At 76.5% G+C, this 21940-nt stretch carries 19 protein-coding genes; 11 read left to right on the forward strand and 8 right to left on the reverse strand.

Features of this window, described 5'->3' with window-relative positions; genetic code table 11:
* Window position 1: 1 nt before the first annotated feature.
* Complete coding sequence (locus ACSUPT_RS07295) at window positions 2-523, reverse strand: hypothetical protein (protein ID WP_436943766.1); 522 nt, start codon at window positions 521-523, stop codon at window positions 2-4.
* Between the two features lie 133 nt (window positions 524-656).
* On the reverse strand, window positions 657-932 hold the full coding sequence (locus ACSUPT_RS07300; protein WP_351967929.1) for a hypothetical protein: 276 nt from the start codon (window positions 930-932) through the stop codon (window positions 657-659).
* A 133-nt stretch (window positions 933-1065) separates the two neighbouring features.
* On the opposite strand from ACSUPT_RS07300, the gene ACSUPT_RS07305 reads away from it, so the two are divergent.
* The 3 genes from ACSUPT_RS07305 to ACSUPT_RS07315 all read left to right on the forward strand — a co-directional run bounded on the left by ACSUPT_RS07305 (window position 1066) and on the right by ACSUPT_RS07315 (window position 3339).
* Window positions 1066-1428, forward strand: a complete 363-nt coding sequence (locus ACSUPT_RS07305; RefSeq protein WP_351967928.1) for an arsenate reductase family protein — start codon at window positions 1066-1068, stop codon at window positions 1426-1428.
* A gap of 133 nt (window positions 1429-1561) precedes the next feature.
* On the forward strand, window positions 1562-2302 hold the full coding sequence (locus ACSUPT_RS07310) for a hypothetical protein (protein WP_436943768.1): 741 nt from the start codon (window positions 1562-1564) through the stop codon (window positions 2300-2302).
* A gap of 296 nt (window positions 2303-2598) precedes the next feature.
* Window positions 2599-3339 carry a class I SAM-dependent methyltransferase gene (locus tag ACSUPT_RS07315; RefSeq protein ID WP_436943769.1) on the forward strand — a complete coding sequence of 247 codons (741 nt, stop codon included), beginning with the start codon at window positions 2599-2601 and terminating at the stop codon, window positions 3337-3339.
* Between the two features lie 161 nt (window positions 3340-3500).
* On the opposite strand, the gene ACSUPT_RS07320 is transcribed toward ACSUPT_RS07315, so the two are convergent.
* The 3 genes from ACSUPT_RS07320 to ACSUPT_RS07330 form a co-directional block, all read right to left on the reverse strand.
* A complete protein-coding gene (locus ACSUPT_RS07320) occupies window positions 3501-4304 on the reverse strand; it encodes a phosphatidate cytidylyltransferase (protein WP_436943770.1) in 804 nt (267 codons plus the stop codon).
* A complete protein-coding gene (locus ACSUPT_RS07325) occupies window positions 4301-6235 on the reverse strand; it encodes an aminotransferase class I/II-fold pyridoxal phosphate-dependent enzyme (RefSeq protein WP_436943771.1) in 1935 nt (644 codons plus the stop codon). Before ACSUPT_RS07325 ends, ACSUPT_RS07320 begins: the two co-directional genes overlap by 4 nt.
* Before the next feature lie 211 nt (window positions 6236-6446).
* Entirely contained in the window at window positions 6447-7340 is an 894-nt protein-coding gene (locus tag ACSUPT_RS07330) for a Gfo/Idh/MocA family protein (protein WP_436943773.1), read from the reverse strand.
* Window positions 7341-7545: 205 nt separating this feature from the next.
* On the opposite strand from ACSUPT_RS07330, the gene ACSUPT_RS07335 reads away from it, so the two are divergent.
* The 5 genes from ACSUPT_RS07335 (at window position 7546) to ACSUPT_RS07355 (ending at window position 14367) form a co-directional block, all read left to right on the forward strand.
* The gene (locus tag ACSUPT_RS07335; RefSeq protein WP_436943774.1) at window positions 7546-8961 is read left to right on the forward strand and encodes a hypothetical protein; all 1416 of its coding nucleotides are present in this window, start codon (window positions 7546-7548) and stop codon (window positions 8959-8961) included.
* Entirely contained in the window at window positions 8958-10223 is a 1266-nt protein-coding gene (locus tag ACSUPT_RS07340; RefSeq protein WP_436943775.1) for an ARPP-2 domain-containing protein, read from the forward strand. The genes ACSUPT_RS07335 and ACSUPT_RS07340 overlap by 4 nt, the downstream gene beginning before the upstream one ends.
* 243 nt (window positions 10224-10466) lie before the next feature.
* Complete coding sequence (gene glnII / locus ACSUPT_RS07345; RefSeq protein ID WP_351967920.1) at window positions 10467-11498, forward strand: glutamine synthetase; 1032 nt, start codon at window positions 10467-10469, stop codon at window positions 11496-11498.
* A 165-nt stretch (window positions 11499-11663) separates the two neighbouring features.
* Window positions 11664-12659, forward strand: coding sequence for an NAD-dependent epimerase/dehydratase family protein (locus ACSUPT_RS07350; protein WP_399217289.1), 996 nt, complete (start codon window positions 11664-11666; stop codon window positions 12657-12659).
* Window positions 12660-12825: 166 nt separating this feature from the next.
* Window positions 12826-14367: a DUF1996 domain-containing protein gene (locus ACSUPT_RS07355; RefSeq protein ID WP_404142564.1), complete on the forward strand. Its 1542-nt coding sequence runs from the start codon at window positions 12826-12828 to the stop codon at window positions 14365-14367.
* A gap of 73 nt (window positions 14368-14440) precedes the next feature.
* Here ACSUPT_RS07355 and ACSUPT_RS07360 read toward each other — a convergent pair whose 3' ends face one another.
* Entirely contained in the window at window positions 14441-14905 is a 465-nt protein-coding gene (locus tag ACSUPT_RS07360; RefSeq protein ID WP_399217286.1) for a hypothetical protein, read from the reverse strand.
* 78 nt (window positions 14906-14983) lie between these two features.
* Between ACSUPT_RS07360 and ACSUPT_RS07365 the strand changes: the two genes are divergently transcribed.
* The gene (locus tag ACSUPT_RS07365; RefSeq protein WP_436943778.1) at window positions 14984-18133 is read left to right on the forward strand and encodes an alpha-N-acetylglucosaminidase; all 3150 of its coding nucleotides are present in this window, start codon (window positions 14984-14986) and stop codon (window positions 18131-18133) included.
* Window positions 18134-18269: 136 nt separating this feature from the next.
* Window positions 18270-20174 (forward strand): hypothetical protein, encoded by a 1905-nt coding sequence (locus tag ACSUPT_RS07370; protein WP_436946179.1) that lies wholly within the window; start codon window positions 18270-18272, stop codon window positions 20172-20174.
* Between the two features lie 205 nt (window positions 20175-20379).
* On the opposite strand, the gene ACSUPT_RS07375 is transcribed toward ACSUPT_RS07370, so the two are convergent.
* A complete protein-coding gene (locus tag ACSUPT_RS07375) occupies window positions 20380-20715 on the reverse strand; it encodes a hypothetical protein (protein WP_404142570.1) in 336 nt (111 codons plus the stop codon).
* Window positions 20716-20778: 63 nt separating this feature from the next.
* On the opposite strand from ACSUPT_RS07375, the gene ACSUPT_RS07380 reads away from it, so the two are divergent.
* Window positions 20779-21552 (forward strand): TetR/AcrR family transcriptional regulator, encoded by a 774-nt coding sequence (locus ACSUPT_RS07380; RefSeq protein ID WP_351967914.1) that lies wholly within the window; start codon window positions 20779-20781, stop codon window positions 21550-21552.
* Here ACSUPT_RS07380 and ACSUPT_RS07385 read toward each other — a convergent pair.
* Window positions 21537-21887: a 5-carboxymethyl-2-hydroxymuconate Delta-isomerase gene (locus tag ACSUPT_RS07385; RefSeq protein WP_351967913.1), complete on the reverse strand. Its 351-nt coding sequence runs from the start codon at window positions 21885-21887 to the stop codon at window positions 21537-21539. The genes ACSUPT_RS07380 and ACSUPT_RS07385 overlap by 16 nt on opposite strands.
* Between the last annotated feature and the right edge of the window lie 53 nt (window positions 21888-21940).

Raw genomic sequence — 21940 nt, forward strand, 5'->3', positions numbered from 1 at the left:
GTCAGCGGCGGTGGCGGCGGGTGTAGGAGGCCGTCACCGCTGTCAGGAGGGGCGGGATCGCGAGGAGGGGGGCGAAGGTGAGGGCCCAGACGGTCCGCGGGGTGCCGGGGGCCAGATGGCTCTGGGACTCGACCGTCGCGGCGACCACCAGCTGCCAGACCGCCAGGAGGTTCAGGGTGACCGACGCCGTCCAGGCCAGGGGCCTCAGGGCGCGGGGGCCGAGGCGGAGGCGGCGGCCGGTGACCAGGAGCAGGGGGGACAGCGCGGCCAGCTCCGCCAGGACGGAGAGGCCGACGACGTACGCGATGCCCCAGCCCGGGATGTCGTAGACCTCGCGCAGGGTCTCGTCGCTGTAGCCGACGTAGACGCCGGACGCCATCGCGATGCGCCAGAGGCCGGACGGCAGGGCGCACAGGGCGATCGTGTGGGCCGCGAGACGGGCCCAGCGGGGCGCCGGGGCGGGGGCCGGTGTGGCGGCGGGTCCCGGCGGGGTGGCGGTGCGTGCGGCGGGGGTTGTCCTCATGGGCTCCATGCTGGTGCGGGCGGGAGCCTCCCACGTCGTTCCGCGGGGCCGGGCGCCTCCCCCGTGCGGGGGAGGCACCTCGGCCGCGGGTGCGGGGCCCGGCGGGCGTCTCGTCGCCGGGCCCCGCGTCCCGTCAGCGGGTCGAGCGGATCAGGGCGCGGACCATGCGGCAGGTCGTGGTGGACGGCGGGTGGATGCCCAGGGTGTGGGCCGTGGCGCGGATCGTCTTGTCGTCGGCCTTCGACGCGATGTACACGCCCGAGTCGAGCAGGGCTATCGCCAGGCGCATGGCCTTCAGACGGCGGTTGTGGGAGACGTACCACTCGCGGGGGCGGCCGGCCGGGAGCGGCTTCTTCCGCAGGGGCTTCCAGGGTTCGAGCGGCAGTGGCGTGACGGTGGCGACGGCCATCGGCGACCTCCTGGTGCGGGGTGTGAAGGCCCTCCCCCGGACCCTCACTGACTGCTTCGATTCTACCGGCCGGCACTGACAATCGGCCCTGGCCAGACGGGGTTTAGGGGCTATCGGCGGTACGGTGGGCGGCATGGAGATCTGGATCAATCCCGCCTGTTCCAAGTGCCGTGGCGCGCTGCACATCCTCGACGAGGAGGGCGCCGACTACACCGTCCGCCGATACCTGGAGGACGTCCCCTCCGCCGACGAGATCCGCGCCGTGCTCGAACGGCTCGGCCTGGAGCCGTGGGACATCACCCGCACCCAGGAGGCCGACGCCAAGGAGCTCGGCCTGAAGGACTGGCCCCGAGACGACGCCTCCCGGCAGCGGTGGATCGACGCCCTCGCCGCGCACCCCAAGCTCATCCAGCGGCCCATCATCACCGCCGACGACGGCACGGCGGTCGTCGGCCGCACCGAGGAGGCCGTGCGGGACGCCCTGTCCCGGTCCTAGACCGACAAGTCTCCTGCGGCTGACGGCAGTTGGCGGGGCGGGTGAGTCGTGGGCGGGTCTCGTCCGTACGTACGGGCAACACGCAGACCGATCCGGCCGCCGCCCCCGAGCGGCCGGGGACAGGAGCCCCCACGTGTCACGCAAGAGGACCCTCAGCCGCAGCAGGAAGCTGGCCCTGCTCGCCGGTACGGCCGTACTGGCGGGCGGGACCGCCGTCGTCATGACCGGCACCAGCCAGGCGTCCGTCGCCTGCGACGGGCTGGCCACCGCCCTGCGGAACAACGAGCAGTTCATCGCCGGGCAGCGCGCCAACCCGGACGCCCAGTCGGAGGCCCGGATCGCCAACCGGCTCGCCGTCATCGAGGAGATCAGGCGGAAGCAGGCCGCCAGCGGGTGCGAGGCCGGGGGCGGGGGCCAGGCCGGTGAGGGTGGCGGCCAGGCCGGGGCCGGTGCCGGTGGTGGCGGTGCTGGTGCTGGTGCCGGTGCGGCCGGTGGCGCCGGTGCCGATGGTGGTGCTGGTGCCGATGGTGGTGCCGGTGCGGCCGGCGGGACCGGGGGCGGCCGGGGTGGCGGGGGCGGGCAGGACCAGGGCGCCCAGCCGCCCGCGCAGGGCGGGCAGGGCGGCGGGGACGTCGTCTGCGCCGGGTCCACCGTCACGCTCTCCGGCGAGGGCGGCGCCCCCGCCGCGTCCAGCAACCAGTTCCCCGCCGGTACGCGCCTGAAGGTCACCAACCTCGACAACGGCAAGTCCGTCACCGTCGAGGTCACCTCCGCCTCCGGCAGCTGCGTCCTGCTCAACAACACCGCCTTCGAGCAGGTCCGCGAACCGGGCAAGTTCCTCATCCGCAAGGCCCGCATCGAGCGCGTCGGCTGACGGCCCGTCACGCTCCGGAGCGTCCCCGCCGCCGCGGCGGGGACGCTTCCGCTTCCGTGACACGCTGCCGCCTCCCCCCGGGCGTGCCCGGTCGGGCAGCCGTGACCAGCGCGTTCACCCGCCGGCCGCCGGGCCTTCCGTACGGGGCGCCGGGGCCGTGGCCGGTTCTTTGTGGCTTCTGCCAGTACGGCGGGCCGACGGGATGTGGAGAGACTGCCCGTCGAAAAGCCGCGCCCGCGCCCCTCGGTGGCCGGGCCGCGGCGGCGTTCGCGACGAGGCTTCGGGAGGACGGCGCGGTGAGCGTGCAGCAGTACGACGAGATCGGTGAGGCGTACGAGGGGTTCAAGACCCTGCCGCTGGAGCGGTACGCGGTGGTGCCCAGCTTCCTGGCCCTGGTGGGGGACGTGCGCGGCAGGTCGGTCCTCGACCTCGCGTCCGGTACCGGCTTCTACAGCCGGGAGCTGAGGCGGCGCGGCGCCTCGGATGTGCTCGGCATCGACATCTCCGGCGAGATGGTCGCCGTGGCGCGCCGACTGGAGGAGAGCAGCCCGCTCGGCGTGCGGTACGAGGTGGGCGACGCCGCCGGACTGCGCGCCTTCGAGCGGCCCTTCGACATCGCCCTGGCCGTCCAGCTGCTCAACTACGCGCCCGACGTGGCCACCGTGGAGCTGATGTGCCGCAACATCCACCGGAGCGTGAGGCCCGGCGGCGAGCTGTTCCTGCTCAACCAGTCGCCCGACTTCCGCTTCGACGGGCCGCCCCCGGACAAGTACGGCTTCCGCAGCGTGCTCACCGGCGAGGAGGCCGGGACCGGGCCGCAGGTGAGGACCACGGCGCTGCTGGACCCGCCGGTGTCCTTCGTCGCCAACCGGCCGCGCCGCGAGGTGTACGAGGACTGCCTGCGGGCGGCCGGCTTCCGCGACCTGGCCTGGGTTCCGGTGGAGGTGTCGGAGGCGGGCCTGCGCGAGTACGGCGCCGACTTCTGGGCCGACTTCCACGCCAACCCGCCACTGGAGATGCTGCGCTGCCGCGCCTGACCCCCCGGGCGCCGGGGCCTGGCCCCCGGGGCGGCCGGTCCTCGGCGGCGGGGCCGGCCTCCCGCGCGGTCGGCCCGGCGTCGTACGGCCCCGTCCGCGCGGTGGCCATCGCACGCGCGGCGGCCGCCGTCCGCGCGGCGGCTCCCGGTCGTGGGGCGGGATCAGCTCAGGACCAGCAGGACGGCCAGGGCGACGAGCAGCGAGTCGATGCGGTCCAGGAGGCCGCCGGAACCGGGCAGCCAGCTCCCCGCGTCCTTCGCCCGCGCGCCTCTCTTCACCATCGATTCGAGGAGGTCGCCGGCCGGGCCGCCGACCGCCACCGCGACCGCCATCGGCCACGTCTGCGCCGACAGCAGGGCCAGTACGCCGAGCCCCGCCGCCGCCCCGGCCAGGGTCCCGCTCCACCGCTTCGCCGGGGACAGCGGCGACAGCCCGGGCCCGCCCAGCGCGCGTCCCGCGAAGTACGCCGCGATGTCGGCGACCGACACCGCCACGAACAGGGCCAGCCCGTCCGCCCCCAGCGGCACCAGCGCGGCCAGCGCGCTCAGCCAGGCCAGCCCGAACACCCCGAAGGCGGCGCGGTGGGCGCCGTGTTCGGTGTCACCCTCCAGCAGCGGTACCGCCGCCACCGCCAGCGCCCCGATCGCGGCGGCCCGCAGCACCTGGCCGGGCGCCAGCCAGGCGGCCAGGACCACCCCCGCGACCGCCCCGGCGAGGACCACCCGGTCCACGCGGCCGAGCCGCATGAGCCCGCCGAACTCCATCGCGGCGACCACCCCGGCGACGAGGGCGACGGCCGCGGCGCCGGGGCGGCCGCACCAGAAGGCGGGGGTGATCAGCGGCACTCCGACCGCCCAGGCGCACCAGCGGACCATCAGCTCGCGGCGCCGGGACGCCGCCACCGCGACGCCGCCCGCCACCAGCGCGCCGCCGAGCCAGGGCGCCAGCGTGGAGACGGTGGTCACCGGCCGGTACGGGCCGCCGCGCCCGCAGCCGTGGGGGCGGGCGTGCCCGGAGCCGTACGGGCCGCCGCGCCCGGAGCCGTGGGAGCGGAAGTGCCCGGAGCCGTGGGGGCGGAAGCGGCCGGAGCCGTGGGGGCGGGCGGGCTGGAGAGCGGGGCGCTTGGGAGGGGGGCGGGCGGCGCCGGGCGGGGGCCGAGGGCGTGCAGGGCCGTGCGGCACGCGGCGACGATGCGCGCGTTCTCCTCGGTGTCCCTGACCGCGATGCGCACGGTCCGCCCCTCGTAGCGCGCCGACAGGGGCGACAGGTCGCGCAGGTACACGTCGTGGCGGCGGCACTCCTGGACCAGTCGCGCGGCGCTCGGGCCGCCGGGCGGCAGGGTCACGGTGACGAAGTTGGCCACGCCCTCCTCGACCACCGCGCTCCCGCCCGCCCCCGCCGGGCCGTCGGACAGCCCGGCGGTCAGGTCGGCGGCGAGCCGCCGCCGCAGCGCGCGGGTGCGGCGGTGGCACTCCTCGTAGTACGCCGGGTCGCGCAGGGCCGCCACGGCGGCGAGCTGCGCCGGAAGGCCGACCGGCCAGGGCGGCGTCCAGCGCCGCAGCCCGGCCGCGACGGCCGGCTCGGCCACCAGGTACGCGGCCCGCACGCCGGACAGCGCGTACATCTTGGACAGCGAGGTGCAGACGACCACCCGCGGGTCGGTCGCGGCGAGCGGGGCCAGCGACTCCTCCATGCCGACGTAGCCGAGGTACGCCTCGTCGATCCACCAGCGGGTGCGGGCGGGCGCGGCGGCGATCACCGGGCGGAGCTCGCCGGCGGGCGCGTGGCGTCCGGTCGGGTTGTTCGGGTTGACCAGCACCACCAGGTCGTAGCGGCCGGACGCGACGGCGGCGGACAGGCGGGCGGGATCGATCCGCCAGCCCTCCTCGCGGCGCAGCGGGAACCGGTCCGCCCGGCAGCCGATCACCCGCTCGGTGACGTGGGCGTACTCGCCGTAGCCGGGGTCGACCAGGAGCACCCGGCTCTCCGGGGTCAGCCACCGGCCGAACGCCCTGAAGATCAGGTCGGAGGATCCGGCGCCGACCGCGAGGGACTCCGGCGGGAGCCCGCGGACCGCGGCGATCTCCGCCATCAGTCCCTCGGCGCCGGCGGGCGGCGAGGTGCGGGCGATCCAGCCGGGGTCCTCCGCGAGGACGGCCCGTACGCCGGGTGCGGGCGGGAACCAGGCGTCCAGCACATCGGCGGCGACGATCCGGTGGCGCCGGTGCAGCGCGCGGAAGTCCGCGCCGATGGCCGTGAACGAGGCGCCGCCGTGCTCGCAGCCGTCCGGCCGGGGCGCGAACGGAGCGTCCAGACGCCAGTCCGCCTCGGCCCTCAGCCGTTCCAGTGTGCGGCGGTGACGGGTCGTCGCGGCCTTCGCCAGCCCGGCCACGTCTGCGGTCAGCACCTCGAACGTCAACGCGCCGCTGCGGACGGTGCGGCCGACCGGGCGCAGGCCCGCTGCCCGGTACATGCCGAGCAGTTCGGTGCGGCCCATGGCGACCACGCGGCGGCCGCCCCGCGAGGCGATCCAGCGCAGCGCGCCGTACATCAGCAGCGGCGCCGCGGCGGACGCCCGCCGGTGCGGCTCGACGGTGAGGAGCCGCACCTCGAACAGACCGTCCTCGTCCAGGAGCGGCAGCTCGTCGCGGGTGACGTACTTGTCGAGCGCGTACCTGCCAAGCCAGGGCGGGGTCAGGCTGACGAAGCCGACGCGGTCCGGTCCCCGCGCCGCGACGAGGTAGGCGTTGTCACCGTCCAGTCCGTCGCGGAGCCTGCCCTCGCGGTTCGTCGCGTGCTGGCCGAGCTCGCTCGCGTACACCCGGTGGCGCAGTTCGTGGACCCATGCGAGGTCCTCCGGGGTGGCGGCGCGCAGTTGCAGCTGGTCACGGCTCATCAAGCACCTCTCTCGACGTGGAGGGCACTCATCGTCCGGAACGGGGGCCCGGCACGGTCAGGGCACGGCGACACAGCCGTCTTGAGCATCCGTACTCATGCGCGCGGACGCCTTCGGGCATCCGCGCGCCCCCGGCCACGCGGAAAGCGGCACCCGCCGGGTCCCGCTCCCCGCCCGCGCCGCGCGCCCCGCCCGCGTGCCGCGCCCCGCGCTACGCCTCCGCCGCCCCGCTCTCCGCGCGGGCCAGGATCTCCGTCAGCCGCAGGCCGAAGCGGGCGTCGCAGGGGTGCGGGGTGCCCGTGCGGGCGGCGGCCAGGAGGGCGGTCACCGCCGACGCGAACGACGCCACCGCGTCGCCCCAGCGGGGCAGGGACACCACGCCCCGGTCGCCGTGCAGCGTGATCCCCACGTCCGCGCCCGCGACCGGCGTGCTCAGCGACAGCAGCGACGAGCTCGCCGCGCCGCCCGTGTGCCGCAGCGCCAGCTGCCGGGTGTCGTCCGGGCCCGCGGCCGCCACCACCTCCGTCACATCGCCCAGCACCGGCAGCAGCACGGACAGGACGTGCGGGCCCACGTCCCACAGGGCGCCCTTCTCCCGCCGCCACGGCGACGCCGCGTACGCGCTCGACGAGCCGGGCGAGAACAGCGCGCCCAGCCAGTGCGCCCGCGCCAGGTACCAGCCGCCCGCGGCCGCCTGCTCCTCCACCCACGGCGCGGTCTCCCGCGCGAACCGCAGCGTGCAGAACACGACCGACGCCACCTGCGCCTTCTCCGCCGCGAGCGCCACCTCCCGGGCGCCCGCCACGCTCGTCGCCACCGGCTTGTCCAGCAGCAGATGGCAGCCGGCCGCCGCGGCCCGCACCGCGAGCGGCGCCTGCACGTCGGGCGGCAGGGCCACCGCCACGGCGTCGCTCGCCGCGAACAGGTCGTCGACGTCCCCGTACTCGCGCGTGCCGAACTCCGCCGCGATCCCGGCCGCCGCGTCGGGGCGCCTGCCCCACACGCCGCTGAACTCCACCTCCGGATGGGCCGCCAGCGCGGGGGCGTGGGTGCGTGCGGCCCAGGGGCCGGTGCCGAGCAGTCCGATGCGCATCGCCTTCGTCATGTCCGCAAGTCTGCCCTGTATCCGAAAAGGATTCCGGACAGCGGCGCGGCCGGTGCTACCGTGCGGGAGCCGGCCGCGGGACTCCGGCGTGACTTCCGAGACCTGCTCTGTAAAGCAACGCTTTCGCTGTTCACGCCCCCATTCCCCGGCCGGCGCCCACGGGTACAGCAAGCGAGCGCCGGAGGCGGGGGCCGACGGGGGGATCATGGCCGACACCTTCTCCGACCTCGTCGCCGCCGAGGACGTGCTCCTCTTCGTCAACGCCGCCGTCACGGCGACCGGGCAGCGGGAGTTCCGCGCGGCGGCGGACGAGCAGCGGCTGTCCCTGGACTTCCTCCACGCGTACGTACGGGTCAACTACCGCCCCCTGTACGCCGCTTCGCTCGCCCTCGACATCAACGACCACAACGCCGCCCTCGTCGTGGAGAACCTGCTGGGCCACGCCGACGAGGCGACCGCGGACGAGAAGCGGCTCGAGGGGCGGCTCATCGCGGCCCGGCTCGCCGCGCTGCCCCCGCCGCGCGTGTACCGGCTGTTCGCCGCGCTGCGCGCCGCCCGCGTCAACAACCGGCGCACGCGCGCGGTGATGCGGGACTGGCTGGCCGCCCGCCCCGACCTCGCGTACGACGCGGTGAAGTACCGGGCCGGGCTGAAGCGCGCCGCCCGTCACGCCCATCTGCGCCCCGGCACGGCCGAGACCGGCGACTTCCTGTTCGCGCCGCGCCGCCGCACCCGCTACGACGACCCGCGCCTCGACGCGCACCGCCGCGCCCGCCACGAGCAGGGCGCGCTGTACGAGCTGCCGTTCACCGTCGCCGAGGGGTTCGCCGCCCGGCACGGCGTGCCGCGCGCGGTGTTCCTGGAGCGGATGGCGCCCCGCATGACCCGCCTGGAACGGCTGCGCACGCGGGGCCGGGAGGGGGCGCCCGACGCGGACCTGGCGGCGATGCCGCTGACCCGGCTCGCGCTGTACGCGCTGTCGCTCGGCTTCGACGAGCGGGCGGCGCGCCGCGCGGAGCTGGAGGGCGGGCTGCGGGCGGCCGCGCGCCGGGCCGCCGGACCGCACGCGGGGACGTGGGGGCGGGTCGCCGCGGTGCTGGACGACAGCTACTCGTCGTACGGGTCCGGTGTGAAGCGGCGCCGCCCGCTGGCGGTGGCGCTGGGCTGCCACTTCCTGCTGGAGGTGCTGGCCGCGCCGGGCCGGTACGCGCCGCTGTGGACATCGGGCGCGACGGACCCGCTGATGGTGCGGCCCCGGGGCGCGACGCCGCTCGGGGCGCGGGTGCTGGACGCGCTGGAGACGGGCCCGGAGCGGCTGCTGATCGTGTCGGACGGGTGGGACAACGCGCCGCCCGGCCTGGCCGGTGAGGTGCTGCGCGTGTGGCGGGCCCGGCTGGACCCGGAGCGCCGGACGAGCGTGGTGCACCTGAACCCGGTGTACGACGCCGACCGCTTCGACGTGCGGCGCCTGGCGCCGTCGGTGCCGACCGCCGGGGTGCGGGACGCCGAGGACGTGCCGTCGCTGGTGGAGATCGCCCAGTTCGCGGAGGGCCGTACGGGGCTCGCCGAGCTGCGGGCGTACCTGGACCGCCGTATCGCACTCTTCCTGGGGGACGCGTGACCCGGATCGACCTGGCCGGGCTGACCGCCGGGCCCGCGCAGGTGTGGGGCGGCATCCGGCTGGTGCCGCTGCTGCGGGAGCGGCCCGTGGAGGGGCTGCGGCTGCACGCCGAGCTGTACGGCGACGGCGAGGACGGCGCGTACGGGCGGGTGGCGCTCGGCCGGCGGCACACGTACGCCTCGTACATCCCGCACGGCTTCGTCGCCGACTGGTCCGGCCTGGACGGCGCCGGTGCGGACGGGCCGGGCCTGGTGGGCGCGGCGTACGGGACGCGGCTCGGCGCAGACGGCGGGCGGCCGGAGCGCGTACGGGGGCGGGTGCCGGGCGACGGGGTGCCGCCGTGCGTTCCGGTGCGGACCCACCACCGGATGGTGAAGCGCGTCCGCGGCCGGGGCGGGGACGGCGGCGGGCGCGGCGCGGACGGGAACGCGAAGCGGCTGCGGTTCCTGCCGCTGCACCTGGCGCTGGAGGGGTATCTGGCGCTGCACTTCGGCGGTCCGTCCGTCGTGTGGGAGGAGTGGTCGCGGCAGGCCGTGCGGCGGGGCCTGTCGCCGCGCGAGGAGGACGCGTACGCGGGCCGGTCGGTGCGCGGGCTAGCCGAGGCGCTGCGGGTCTTCGAAATCCACCCCGGCCAGTGCGGCGTCCTCGTGTACGCGGCGGACGCCCTCGCCGCGGCGTTCGCCGTGCCGCACCCCGACGACTACCGGGCCCTGCATCCGACGCTGGTCCAGGACCTGTACGGGGAGCTGGTCCACCAGTACGCGCTGTACGGGCGGCCGGTGCCGGAGTTCACCGCCCGGATCGACGACGCGGACGGCCGGGTGCGCACCCTCGCGGACCTGCGGGCGGCCGCCCGCGCCCAGGAGCGGGCGTGGACGGCCGCGCACGACGGGATCATGGCGCGGGAGCTGCTGGAGACGACGTACGCGTGGGAGCGGGTCCGGGACGCGGGGCCGTTCCGGCTGTACCGCTTCCTGCCTCCGTTCCAGGCGGGAACGGGCGGGCAGCACATCGGCGAGGTGATCACCGACGGGAAGGGGCGCGCGGCGTACCTGAAGACGTTCCGCCTGTCGGAGAACCAGGTGCGGCGCGGCTACGTCCTGCGGCGGCTCGCCGACTGCGACTGGGACCTGGCCCGTACGGCGCAGGCGATGGGGAGCGGGTACGAGGAGCTCGTCGCCCGCGTCCGGCGCGCCGGGTTCGGGGAGCTGCTGGACGCCCACGCGGTGGCCAGGCGGGCGAAGGCGCTGCGGGAGGGCTGAGGGGCGGCCTGCCGGCCGGGGCGGCTGCGGGCGCGGGCGCCGGGACTGCCAGGCGGGGCGGCTGCGGGCGCGGGCGCCGGGACTGTCGGGCGGGGGCGCCGGGGGGGCGGCGTCAGGGGCGCCGGGGCCCGGCCCCGTGGCGCCGGGCCGAGTAACACGGGGTTCACAAACGGGCAACCACCGGGAAATCCCCGGTTGCCAAGCTGCGCGGCATACCGCTGCACCCGCAAAGGATGAGGCCCCGTGACCATCAAGGCTGAGTACATCTGGATCGACGGCACCGAGCCGACCGCCAAGCTGCGCTCCAAGACGAAGATCCTGACCGCCGCGGTCGCGGACGTCGCCGGGCTGCCGCTGTGGGGCTTCGACGGGTCCAGCACCAACCAGGCCGAGGGCCACGCCTCGGACCGCGTGCTGAAGCCGGTCTACTCCTGCCCGGACCCGATCCGCGGCGGCGAGCACATCCTGGTCCTGTGCGAGGTCCTGAACACGGACATGACCCCGCACTCCACGAACACCCGCGCGGAGCTCGTGGAGGTCGCCGAGCGGTACGCCGCGCAGGAGCCGATCTTCGGCATCGAGCAGGAGTACACGTTCTTCAAGGGCCACCGCCCGCTCGGCTTCCCCGACGGCGGCTTCCCCGCCCCGCAGGGCGGCTACTACTGCGGTGTCGGCGCGGACGAGATCCACGGCCGCGACATCGTGGAGGCGCACCTCGACAACTGCCTCGCGGCCGGTCTGGGCATCTCCGGCATCAACGCCGAGGTCATGCCGGGCCAGTGGGAGTTCCAGGTCGGCCCGCTCGACCCGGTCACCGTCGCCGACCAGCTGTGGATCGCCCGCTGGCTGCTGTACCGCACGGCCGAGGACTTCCAGGTCTCCGCGACGCTGCACCCGAAGCCGGTGAAGGGCGACTGGAACGGCGCGGGCGCGCACACCAACTTCTCCACCAAGGCGATGCGCGAGGGCTACGACGCGATCATCACCGCGTGCGAGGCGCTCGGCGAGGGCTCCAAGCCGCTGGACCACGTCAAGAACTACGGCGCCGGCGTGGACGAGCGCCTGACCGGTCTGCACGAGACCGCTCCGTGGGACCAGTACAGCTACGGCGTGTCCGACCGCGGCGCGTCGGTGCGCATCCCGTGGCAGGTCGAGAAGGACGGCAAGGGCTACATCGAGGACCGCCGCCCGAACGCGAACGTCGACCCGTACGTCGTGACCCGCCTGCTGGTGGACACCTGCTGCGCGGCGCTGGAGAAGGCCGGCCAGGTCTGATCCCGCCCGTACGGCACCCGGGGCGCCCCCGGCCGGAGACGTCCGGCCGGGGGCGCCCCCTTTCACGCGCCGCGTGCCGGGCGCGGGCGGAGTTTCCGGTTCCGGGAGTTCCTCCGGTAGCGGAAGCGCTGCGCGGGGCGCGCCTGCCGGGGCACAGTCGGAGGCATGAGGCTTCTGATCCTGGGTGGTACGGAGTTCGTGGGGCGGGCCGTCGTGGAGAGCGCGCTCGCCCGTGAGTGGCGGGTGACGGTGTTCCACCGGGGGCGGCACGAGGCGCCCGGCGGTGTGGAGGTCCTGCGCGGCGACCGGTCGCTGCCCGGCGGGGCCGGCCTGGACGCGCTGCGCGAGGGCGAGTGGGACGTGGTGGTCGACACCTGGTCGGGCGCGCCCTCGGCGGTGCGGGACGCGGCCGGGCTGCTGGCCGGGCGGGCGGGCCGGTACGTCTATGTGTCGAGCTGCTCGGTGTACGAGTGGCCGCTGGTCGCCGAACTGCGCGAGGACAAGCCCGTGGTGGAGGCGTCGCCGGACGACGGCGACGACGTGCCGTACGCGCGGGCCAAGCGGGGCGGCGAGCTGGCGGCGATCGGGGCGTTCGGCCCGGAGCGGACCCTGCTGGCGCGGGCGGGGCTGATCCTGGGGCCCGGCGAGAACGTGGGCCGGCTGCCGTGGTGGCTGAACCGGATCGCGCGCGGCGGCCCCGTCCTCGCGCCGGGCCCGCGGGACCTGCCGCTCCAGTACATCGACGCGCGGGACCTCGCCGGGTGGATGCTGGACGCCGCCGAGGGCGGGCTGGCCGGACCGTACGACCTGGTCAGCAGGCCGGGGCACACGACGATGGGCGAGCTGCTCGAGGCGTGCGTGCGGGTCACCGGCTCGGACGCCGAGCTGCGCTGGACGCCGCCGGAGCCGATCCTCGCGGCGGGCGTCGAGCCGTGGACGGGGCTGCCCGTGTGGATCCCGCCGGGCGAGCTGCACGACGGGATGCACGGCACCGACGTGACCAAGGCGCTCGCCTCCGGGCTGCGCTGCCGCCCCGTCGGGGAGACCGTCGCCGACACCTGGGCCTGGCTGCGCGGCCTGGGCGGCGAGGCGCCGCAGCGGCCTGACCGCGACCCGGTGGGCATCAGCCCGGAGGTGGAGGCGAAGATCCTCGGCCTGTAGGCCGGGGCGGGGCGGCCCGGCGGGGCGTGGGGCGACTCGGTCCGGCGGGGGCTTGGGGGGCGTGGCGTCGTGGCCGGGGCGTGGGGGGCGCCCGGGCGTCGCGTTGAACGCCGGGCGTCCGCCGTCCGTATGGAACGGAGCTATTCCCTGCCGGGATTGGAGTTCCATGGGACGTACACGCAAACGATCGACGCTGGCCAACCGGGCCATCGCCGCCACGGCCGCACTGGTCCTGGGCGGGGGCGGACTGCTGGCCGCCAACTTCTACGCGTCGGCCGGAGAGGGCTGGTCGGGCGGCCAGCAGGACCAGCAGGAACAGCAGCAGTTCGGGAGCGTCGCGCTGCGGGCGTCCACCATCGACTGTCCCGAGGTCGCGGACGGGCTGCCGCAGGACATGCCCGACCGGGCGCGCGGGGAGGTGGACCTGGAGCTGGCGCGGATCGACAACCGGGTCACCGACGCCTACCAGCGGCTCGCCCAGTCGCGCGAGCAGATGGCGCGCGACCCGTCGTTCGCGGAGAACGTCATCCTCGGCCCGCTGCGCTCCGAGCGGCTGGCGAGCATCCAGCGGATCGCCGACGCCATCGACCGCGTCGGCCAGCGGCCCGACGGCATGGAGGAATTGGCGCCCTGCACCCTGCGCGGCGACGACGAGCAACAGAACCAGGACGGACAGGACGGCGGCCAGGACGGGCAGGACGGCCAGGACGGCCAGGACCAGGACGGCGGCCAGGACCAGGACGGACAGGACGGCGGCCAGGAGCAAGGGGATCAGGACCAGGGCGGTCAGGGCGAGGGCCGGGGCAACGGCGGCCAGGCCGGCAACGGCCCCGTCGCGGGCGACTTCGTGGACATCCGCACCGTCCAGCCCGACGTCCGGCGGCCCCGGGCGCAGGGCGACGCGTCCACCGGCTCCTTCGTCTCCCAGTGCGGCCGCAACGAGAACAAGAAGTTCAACCCGGACAACGTCATCGTCGCGCCCGGAGTCCCCAACGGCGCCCACCACATGCACGACTACGTCGGCAACCAGGCCACGGACGCCTTCTCCGACAACCGGGACCTCGCGAACGGGCGGACGACCTGCCGCAACCAGGGCGACCGGTCCACGTACTACTGGCCCGTGCTGCGCGTCCAGAACGGGCAGAACGACGACGACGTCAACGAGGACGGCGGCGGCAAGGACCGGAACGTCGGGCGCATCCTCACCCCCGCCGCGGTGACCATGAACTTCGTCGGCAGCCCCGTGTCGAAGGTCACCGGCATGCCCAGGTTCCTGCGGATCATCACGGGCGACGCCAAGGCGTTCACCAACGGCGACGCCAACGCCAACGCCTCCTGGAGCTGCACCGGGTTCGAGGACCGGCAGCTGAAGGACAAGTACCCGGTGTGCCCGCAGGGCAGCAAGGTGGTGCGGACCTTCAACTTCCAGAGCTGCTGGGACGGCCGGAACATCGACAGCGCCAACCACCGCACCCATGTGGCGTTCGCGGACGATGACGGGCGGTGCCCGGACGGCTTCCGCGCGATCCCGCAGCTGGTGCAGCGGATCGTCTACGACGTGCCGCCGCGGACCGTCTTCGCGGTGGACTCGTTCCCCGAGCAGCTCCACAAGCCCATCACCGACCACGGGGACTTCATCAACGTCTTCGACAGCCGTCTGATGGACCGGATGGTGGACTGCATCAACACCGGCCGCCGCTGCGCCTGACCCCGCACGGCGAGGATTCCCCCCGCACCCCACCCCCCATCCCCCCCACCCCCCTACCCCCCCCGCTGCGCGGTCAGCTCCCGTGGTGACCCGAGGTCCCCTCCCCGCCCCCCGACTGGTGCGGGGCGGCGGTCTCGACGTCGCCGCCGAGCCGGCCGCGCAGCTTCGTGAGCACCGCCGGTTCCGCGACCGCCACCCACTTGGCGCCGACCAGGTAGCTGCCGCCGTAGTCCTTCGCGCCGTTGAGCCACTCCCGCTGGCCCCGGTCGGTGGAGAAGGTCGCCAGCACGTACCGGCCGTACTCCGTACGGCAGTTGGCCTGCCGCAGCTCCTCGGCCTCGGTCTGGATGTCGGGCTTGCAGCCGGCCCGCTCGGCCAGCTGCTCCAAGGTCCCGCTCGCCACCGGCGGCGCGGTGTGGGCGGGGCCCGAGCCGTGCCCGGAGCCCTGTCCCCCGCCGTCCGCCGTGCAGGACGCCAGGGCGGCGACGGCCGCCACGGTCAGTGCGGATATGGCTGTACGAGTTCGTTCCGTGCGCATCCGGCCATGGTGCCGTTTCGCACCCCTGTCCAGGGGGCGAACCCCGGGTAACCTGCGGCGGTGCCCGAACCATCCCGAATGTCCCGCCGTGTCCTGCTAGGTGCCGCCGGAGCGGCCGGTGCGACCGCCGCCACCGCCGCGCTCACCGCCTCCGTCCGCCCCGCCGCCGCGCACGCCCCCGCCGCCGCTGCCGCACCGGACGCCGCGCCCGCCGCGCCCTTCCCCGGTCCGGAGCCGGAGCCCGACCCGGTCGCCGCCGCGCGCACCGCCCTGCACCGGGTGCTGCCCGCCGACCGCGCGGACCAGTTCCGCCTCGTACGGCTCCCCTCCGGTCCCGAGCGGTTCCGCGTCACCGGCGCGCCCGGCCGCGTCGAGGTCGCCGGGACCGGCGCCGTGGCCCTGCTCACCGGCGCCCACTGGTACCTGAAGTACGTGTGCCGGGCGCCCCTCACCTGGTGCGGGAGCTGCCCCGAGCCGCCCCGCGTCCTGCCCGCCCCGCCCGCGCCGCTGGCCCACCGCGCCACCGTCCCGCACCGGTTCGCCCTCAACGACACCCACGACGGGTACACCGCGCCCTACGCCGACTGGCCGCGCTGGGAGCGGCTCATCGACCTGCTGGCCCTGCACGGCTGCAACGAGGTGCTCGTCACCACCGGCGCCGAGGCGGTCCACCACCGGGTGCTGCGCGAGTTCGGCTACACGGACGCCGAGGCGCGGGCGTGGATCCCGGCGCCCTCGCACCAGCCGTGGTGGCTGCTCCAGAACCTCGCCGGCTACGGCGGGCCGCCCTCCCCCGGGCTCGTCGACCGCCGGGCCGCGCTCGGCCGCCGCATCGCCGACCGGCTGCGGGAGCTGGGCATGCGCCCGGTCCTGCCCGGCTACTCCGGCGGCGTCCCCGACGGCTTCGCGGACCGGGTGCCCGGCGCCCGCACCGTCCCGCAGGGCACCTGGGCCGGGATGCGCCGCCCCGACTGGCTGGACCCGCGCTGCGAGGCGTTCCGCCGGGCCGCCGCCGCCTACTACCGGCACCAGCGGGAGCTGTTCGGCGAGGTCCGGTACGTGAAGACGGACCTGCTCCACGAGGGCGGCGACCCCGGCGACGTACCGGTCTCGGAGGCCGCCCGCGCCGTCGAGGCGGCCCTGCGCGCCGCCCTGCCGGACGCGGTGTGGGTGATGCTCGGCTGGCAGGCCAACCCCCGCCGGGACCTGCTGGACGCGCTCGACCGGTCGCGGGTCCTCGTCGTGGACGGGCTGTCCGACGTGGAGGCGGTCACCGACCGGGAGCGGGACTGGGGCGGCACGCCGTACGCCTTCGGCTCCATCCCGAACTTCGGCGGCCGCACCACGCTCGGCGCGGCGGCGCACCGGTGGGCCGAGCGGTTCACGGCCTGGCGCGACCGGCCCGGCTCCGCCCTCGCCGGCACCGCGTACATGCCGGAGGCCGCCGAGCGGGACCCGGCCGCCTTCGAGCTGTTCTCCGAACTGGCCTGGCGGGACGAGCCGGTGGACCCGGAGCGCTGGTTCGCCGACTGGGCCGACGCCCGCTACGGCGCCCCGGACGCCTCCGCCCGCGCCGCGTTCACCGCCCTGGCCGCCACCGCGTACCGGCTGACCAGCAGCGACGCCCGGCCGCACGACTCGGTGTTCGCCGCGAGGCCGTCCCTGGCGGCCCGTTCGGGCGCCCACTACGCGACCCGCTCCCCGGCCTTCGACCCGGCCGTGTTCGACGGGGCGTTCGCCGCGCTGCTCGGCGTACGGGAGGAACTGCGCGGCTCGCAGGCGTACCGGTACGACCTGACGGACGTGACCCGGCAGGCGCTCGCCAACCGGTCCCGGCAGCTCATCGGCGCGCTGGACGCGGCGTACGCGGCGCGGGACCGGGACTCCTTCCGGCGGCTGGCCGGGCTGTGGCTGCGGCTGATGCGGCTGGCCGACGACGTGGCGGGCGCGCACCGGGCGTTCCTGCTCGGCCCGTGGCTGGCGGACGCCCGCCGCGAGGGCCTGGAGCGCACCGCCCGCACGCTCCTGACCTCGTGGGCGGACCGGGCGGCGGCGGACGGCGGGCGGCTCGCCGGATACGCCAACCGGGACTGGGCCGGGCTGGTCTCCGACGTGTACCTGCCGCGCTGGCGGGCGTACCTGGAGGAGGCGGAGGACGCGCTCGCCGGGGGCCGCGCGCCCCGGCAGGCCGACTGGTACGCCGCCGAGGAGGCGTGGAGCCGGGGCACGGAGCCGTACGCGGTGCGGCCGTCGGGCGACCCGTACCGGATCGCGCTGCGGGTGCGGGACGTGCTGGCCCGCGCCCCCTACCAGGGCGCCGTGACCGTCGTGAGCGATCCGCCCGCGCTCGTGCCGGGCGGCGCCGCGGAGGTGGCCGTGGCCTTCCGGAACACCAGCGGGCTGCGCGGCACCGGGCCGGTCCGGCTGGAGCTGGACTGCCCGGCGTTCGGGCCGCTCCCGGCGCGCCGCGTCGGGCCGGTGCCCGCCGCGGGCGCGGCCTCGGCGGTGTGGCGGGTGACCGCTCCCGCCGGGCCGCCCGCCGAACCGGTCGAGCCCCTGCCGTACACGGTGCGCGCGTCGTACGGCCCCGAGGGGGAGCAGCCGGTGACGGCCGCGGAGCGGGGCGAGCTGTACACGGCGGGCCCCCTGGGCCCCGGCTGGCGGACGTACAGCTCGAACGGCGCGGTGTTCGGGCGGCTCGGCGGGCGGTACGCGGTGAACGGCGGCGGCAAGGACCTGTGGCGGCGCACGGCGGAGTTCGGCGCGTTCTACCGGGAGGGCTGCCTCGCGGAGGGCGGGGCGCCGCGGGTGCGGGTGGCGGCGCAGGCGGCGACGGGGCCGTGGGCGCGCGCCGGGATCGTGGTGCGCAACTCCCTGGCCGTGCCGGGGGCGCCCGGGTTCCTGTATCTGGCGGTGACCCCGGCGCGGGGCGTGGCGCTCGCGTGGGACGCCGACGGGGACGGCGCCCTCGACACGTACCGGCAGCTCCTCGGTGTGGCGGCGCCCGTGCTGCTGCGGCTCGTCCGGGCGGACGGCGCCTACACGGGGGCGTGCTCGGCGGACGGCGGCGCCACCTGGCGTACGGTCGCCACGGTTCCGGTGCGCGAGGTGCCGGGGGCCGCCGCCGCGCAGGACGCGGGGGTGTTCATGACGGCGGCGCACGGCGGGAGCGGGGCGCGCGGCACGGCCGTGTTCGACGCGCTCGCGGGGTGGGGGTTCCCGGTGTGACGCGAGGGGCGGCCTGGTCCGTCGAGGTGACTTCCCGTGCGGGTCGCTCGTTGCGCTGGGCGTGAGCACCCAGGAAGCCCAGCACAGCCGCAGAGCCGCCGAGTCCCGTGTCGCGGCCTTCGCCGCTCCCGTGGACGTGGAGCAGGCCGAGGCCGCGCTCGTCGAGCACTACCCCCGGCTCGTCCGCATCGCCTATCTGGTGCTGCCGCCGTCCCTCGGCCGCAACCGGCGCGTCCTCACCGCCCACGCCCTGGTCCAGCGGTCGCTGCCGCGGCGGCGCACCTCGGTCGGCGACGAGGCGGCGATGCCCGCGCAGCGCCGCCCCGAGGACGCCGTGGACCCCGGCTACGCGTATGTGCGCGGGCGGGTGCTGCGGCAGGCCCTGGAGGCCGGGCTGCCGCTGCGGCGCCTGGCGTGGCCGAAGCGGGCGCAGCTGCCGCCGCTGCTGCCCGCGGTGTGGGGGCTGCGGCTGTTCCCCCGGTCGGGCGGTGCCGACGAACTGGCGCTGGACCAGCGGATGACCGCCCTGTCCGGCGCGGGCCGGGCCGCGTACGTGCTGCGCTGCCTGGAGCGGCAGGGCGACGCGGAGGTGCGGCGGGTCCTGGCGGCGGTCGGCGTCGAGGACCCGAAGGCGGCGCTGGCGGAGGCCGACCGGGCGGAGGCGGCGGGCGGCGCGGCGCTGCTGGAGTCGCCGGAGTTCGACCCGTGCTCGCTGCAGGCGCGGCCGACGGACCTGATGCGGCGCCGCCAGCACATGAAGGCGGCGCTCGCGGCGGGCGCGGCCCTCGTGGTGTGCGGGGCGCTGCTGGGGCTGCCCGGTGACGGCTGGGGCCGGGACGGCGCGGCGGCACCGCCGTACGCGCGCAACCCGGCGTCGGAGGCGGCGCTCGACCCGGCGAAGCTGCGGCGGATCGCCCCGGCCGCGTGGCAGCGCTCGTCCCGCGCGGACTTCTCGGTGTGGCCCGCGCGGGGCGGCCTCGTGGACGACGAGGCGCTGCTGCGGCGGGCGCTCGCCGTGTGGGCGCGGCCGGGCACGCGGGTGCAGGCGTCGGCGACGCCGGGCACGCTGCCGGGGCCGCCGATGGGCCCGCCGCAGCTGCTGTTCGCCGGCGAGGTGGACGGTGCGCGGGTGGTGCTGTTCCACGACGGGCTGCGGGCCGTGCGGTACGCCGAGCCGACGGACGGCACGGAGGTCGCGGCGCTGGACTTCGCGCGTACGGACGGGGCGGACACGGCGGCGTCGGCGGCGCTGGTGGTCGGCCGCACCCACGCCAACGTGCGGTACCTGACGGCGCCGTGGGTGCGGGGCGTGGCCGTACGGGACCTGCTGGTGCCGGACGGGAAGGCGCGGGAGCTGGAGCGGGACGCGTCCGGGGTGACCGCGCCGATGCAGACGCCGGCCGCGGCGAGCGACTGCCGCGCCTGGGACGTGCTGGAGGTGCGGGACGGCGAGGGCACGCGGGTCCTGACGGACCTGGGCGAGCTGACGCCGGTGCGGCTCACGTCGGGCGCCCCGGGCAAACCGGTGGACGTGGCGGGCGCGGGCGCGCGCCGCGAGTGGGCGCGCACGGCGTGCCTGCTGCCGTCGATGCGGGCGCTCGGCGTGCGGACGGTCAACTCGTGGCGGTTCGCCGAGCAGCGGCTGCCGGGCGCGGGCAGCGGCAAGGCGGCGTGGCTGTGCACCCGCGCCGAGACCTGGCGGGGCCCCGGCAGCAGGGTCCTGGCGCAGTTCCAGCCGCCCGCGCCGGACGCCGGGCCCGGCAGGCCGCTCACGGCCGGGGCGCTCGCCGCGAAGGCGGAGGACTCCCCCGCCTGCGGGGTGCGCGAACCGCGGGTGCTGGCGGGGGTGTTGTGGAAGGACCCGGCGGGCCAGTGGTACGTGCTCGCGGCCGGCAGCCCCGGCGTCGCTTCGCTGGCCGTGTCCGGCGCGGTCGAGGAGGAATCCGACGACCGGCTGCTGGCCGTCGAGGCGGAGCAGGGCGCGCAGGTGGAGCTGACCGGGAAGCTGGAGGACGGGGCGCGGATCGACGCGCTGCGCTGAGGGTCACGGCGACGGCGGCGGCGCGCTGCCGTCGCCGACACGGCCCTGCGGGGGCTGGCCGCGGCCATGTCGCCGTGGCGGCCGGTGCGGTGGGCGGCGCCCGGGGCGGCCGCTCAGGTGTGTCCGGGGCGGCCGCCCGGGTGGCGCCCCGGGATCCGGTGGCGCTCCCGGCTCCGGCAGCGCGCCCGTTGTCGCGGTGGGCCGGTTACGGCAGCAGCAGCCAGTCGGCGGCGAGGGCGGCGAGCAGACCCGTGCCCAGCAGCCAGGTGCCGAGCCGGGTGCGGCCGTGGCGGCTCAGCTCGATCACCACGCCGCACAGGATCATCGCCAGCCCGTACACCCCGACGACCAGGACGGAGGTGCGGCTCGCCAGGCGCAGCGCGAGGACCACGGCGAGGGTGACCAGCACGACCGTCGCCACCACGACCCGCAGCCGCCGCGCCTGGCGCGGGGTCAGCCCGTCGTACTCCCGCTCCCCGGGCGTGCCGTCGGGGTCCTCGGTGTGCGCCGTGCCGGAGGTCTCCTGGTCCGCTGTGGTCATGCCCCGGAGCGTAACCGACCGTACGGCCCCGGCTGTTCGAAGGGCGGCCGTTAGTCTGTTCGCATGACGACCGGGGTGCGCCGACGGATGGGCGTCGAGGAGCGCAGGCAGCAACTCATCGGGGTCGCGCTGGAGCTGTTCAGCCGCCGCTCGCCCGACGAGGTGTCCATCGACGAGATCGCCGCCGCGGCGGGTATCTCCCGGCCGCTGGTCTACCACTACTTCCCCGGCAAGCAGAGCCTGTACGAGGCGGCGCTGCGGCGGGCCGCCGACGAGCTGGCGGGCCGGTTCGCGGAGCCCCACGAGGGGCCGGTCGGGGCGCGGCTGCTGCGGGTGCTGGGCCGGTTCTTCGACTTCGTGGACGAGCACGGGCCCGGTTTCGCGGCGCTGATGCGCGGCGGCCCGGCCTTCCTCACCGGCGCGTCCCGCCCGGCCGGCGGGGTGTCCGCGACGCACGCGGTGATCGACGGGGTGCGCCAGGCGGCGTACGACCACGTCATGGCGCACCTCGGGGTGCGCGGCCGGCCGCCCGCGCGGCTTGACCTGGTGGTGCGGTCCTGGGTGGCGCTGGCCGAGTCGACGGCGCTGATCTGGCTGGACGGGCAGCGCCGCATCCCGCGCGCCGAACTGGAGCGGCAACTGGTGGCCGACTTCGGGGCGCTGGTCGCGGTGAGCGCCGCGTACGACGGGGAGATGGCCGGTTTCATGGCCGGGATGCTCGCGGACGAGCCCGCCGACGGGCCGTTCGGGGAGCTGCTGGGCCGGCTCGTCACCCTGGTCGCGGGCACGGCGGGCGGCTGCTCCGCCGGCGCCGGGGCGGCTCAGGCGGTGCGGTAGGCCGGGTCCAGGTCCCGCACCTCCGCCGAGACGTGCACGACCGGGGCGTCGGCGGGCTTCAGGAACCCCCGTACGAGCGCGGCGGCGGCCTCCGCGAGGCGGCCCTTCACCTCGTCGGTGCGGCCCGCCGCCAGGGCGATCTCCACGTGGACGACGGCGTCGCTGCCCGTGCCGTCGCCGACGGTGTAGTCCTCCACGGCGCGGGTGCGGGTCTTGCACGCCTCGGTGCGGGCGGCGACGGTCTCCACGACGACCGGGTGGAGGGCCTCGGCGTAGCCCCTCCGGTCGAAGCTGTCGTGGAGGGCGGCGGAGTAGTCGACGGTGATCTGCGGCATGCCCCCCACCCTCGCCCCTCGCCCGCCGCCCGCGCAAATACCGCCACCGGACC

It is taken from the genome of Streptomyces sp. SudanB25_2051 (assembly GCF_964272635.1).
In the GTDB taxonomy this organism is placed as follows: domain Bacteria; phylum Actinomycetota; class Actinomycetes; order Streptomycetales; family Streptomycetaceae; genus Streptomyces.

Excerpts from the sequence above, each read along its gene's own strand:
- ACSUPT_RS07295 (WP_436943766.1), bottom strand. The coding sequence starts at position 523 with ATGAGGACAACCCCCGCCGCACGCACCGCCACCCCGCCGGGACCCGCC.
- ACSUPT_RS07300 (WP_351967929.1), bottom strand. The coding sequence starts at position 932 with ATGGCCGTCGCCACCGTCACGCCACTGCCGCTCGAACCCTGGAAGCCC.
- ACSUPT_RS07305 (WP_351967928.1), top strand. The coding sequence starts at position 1,066 with ATGGAGATCTGGATCAATCCCGCCTGTTCCAAGTGCCGTGGCGCGCTG.
- ACSUPT_RS07325 (WP_436943771.1), bottom strand. The coding sequence starts at position 6,235 with ATGAGCCGTGACCAGCTGCAACTGCGCGCCGCCACCCCGGAGGACCTC.
- ACSUPT_RS07330 (WP_436943773.1), bottom strand. The coding sequence starts at position 7,340 with ATGACGAAGGCGATGCGCATCGGACTGCTCGGCACCGGCCCCTGGGCC.
- ACSUPT_RS07335 (WP_436943774.1), top strand. The coding sequence starts at position 7,546 with ATGGCCGACACCTTCTCCGACCTCGTCGCCGCCGAGGACGTGCTCCTC.
- ACSUPT_RS07350 (WP_399217289.1), top strand. The coding sequence starts at position 11,664 with ATGAGGCTTCTGATCCTGGGTGGTACGGAGTTCGTGGGGCGGGCCGTC.
- ACSUPT_RS07355 (WP_404142564.1), top strand. The coding sequence starts at position 12,826 with ATGGGACGTACACGCAAACGATCGACGCTGGCCAACCGGGCCATCGCC.
- ACSUPT_RS07360 (WP_399217286.1), bottom strand. The coding sequence starts at position 14,905 with ATGCGCACGGAACGAACTCGTACAGCCATATCCGCACTGACCGTGGCG.
- ACSUPT_RS07365 (WP_436943778.1), top strand. The coding sequence starts at position 14,984 with ATGTCCCGCCGTGTCCTGCTAGGTGCCGCCGGAGCGGCCGGTGCGACC.
- ACSUPT_RS07375 (WP_404142570.1), bottom strand. The coding sequence starts at position 20,715 with ATGACCACAGCGGACCAGGAGACCTCCGGCACGGCGCACACCGAGGAC.
- ACSUPT_RS07380 (WP_351967914.1), top strand. The coding sequence starts at position 20,779 with ATGACGACCGGGGTGCGCCGACGGATGGGCGTCGAGGAGCGCAGGCAG.
- ACSUPT_RS07385 (WP_351967913.1), bottom strand. The coding sequence starts at position 21,887 with ATGCCGCAGATCACCGTCGACTACTCCGCCGCCCTCCACGACAGCTTC.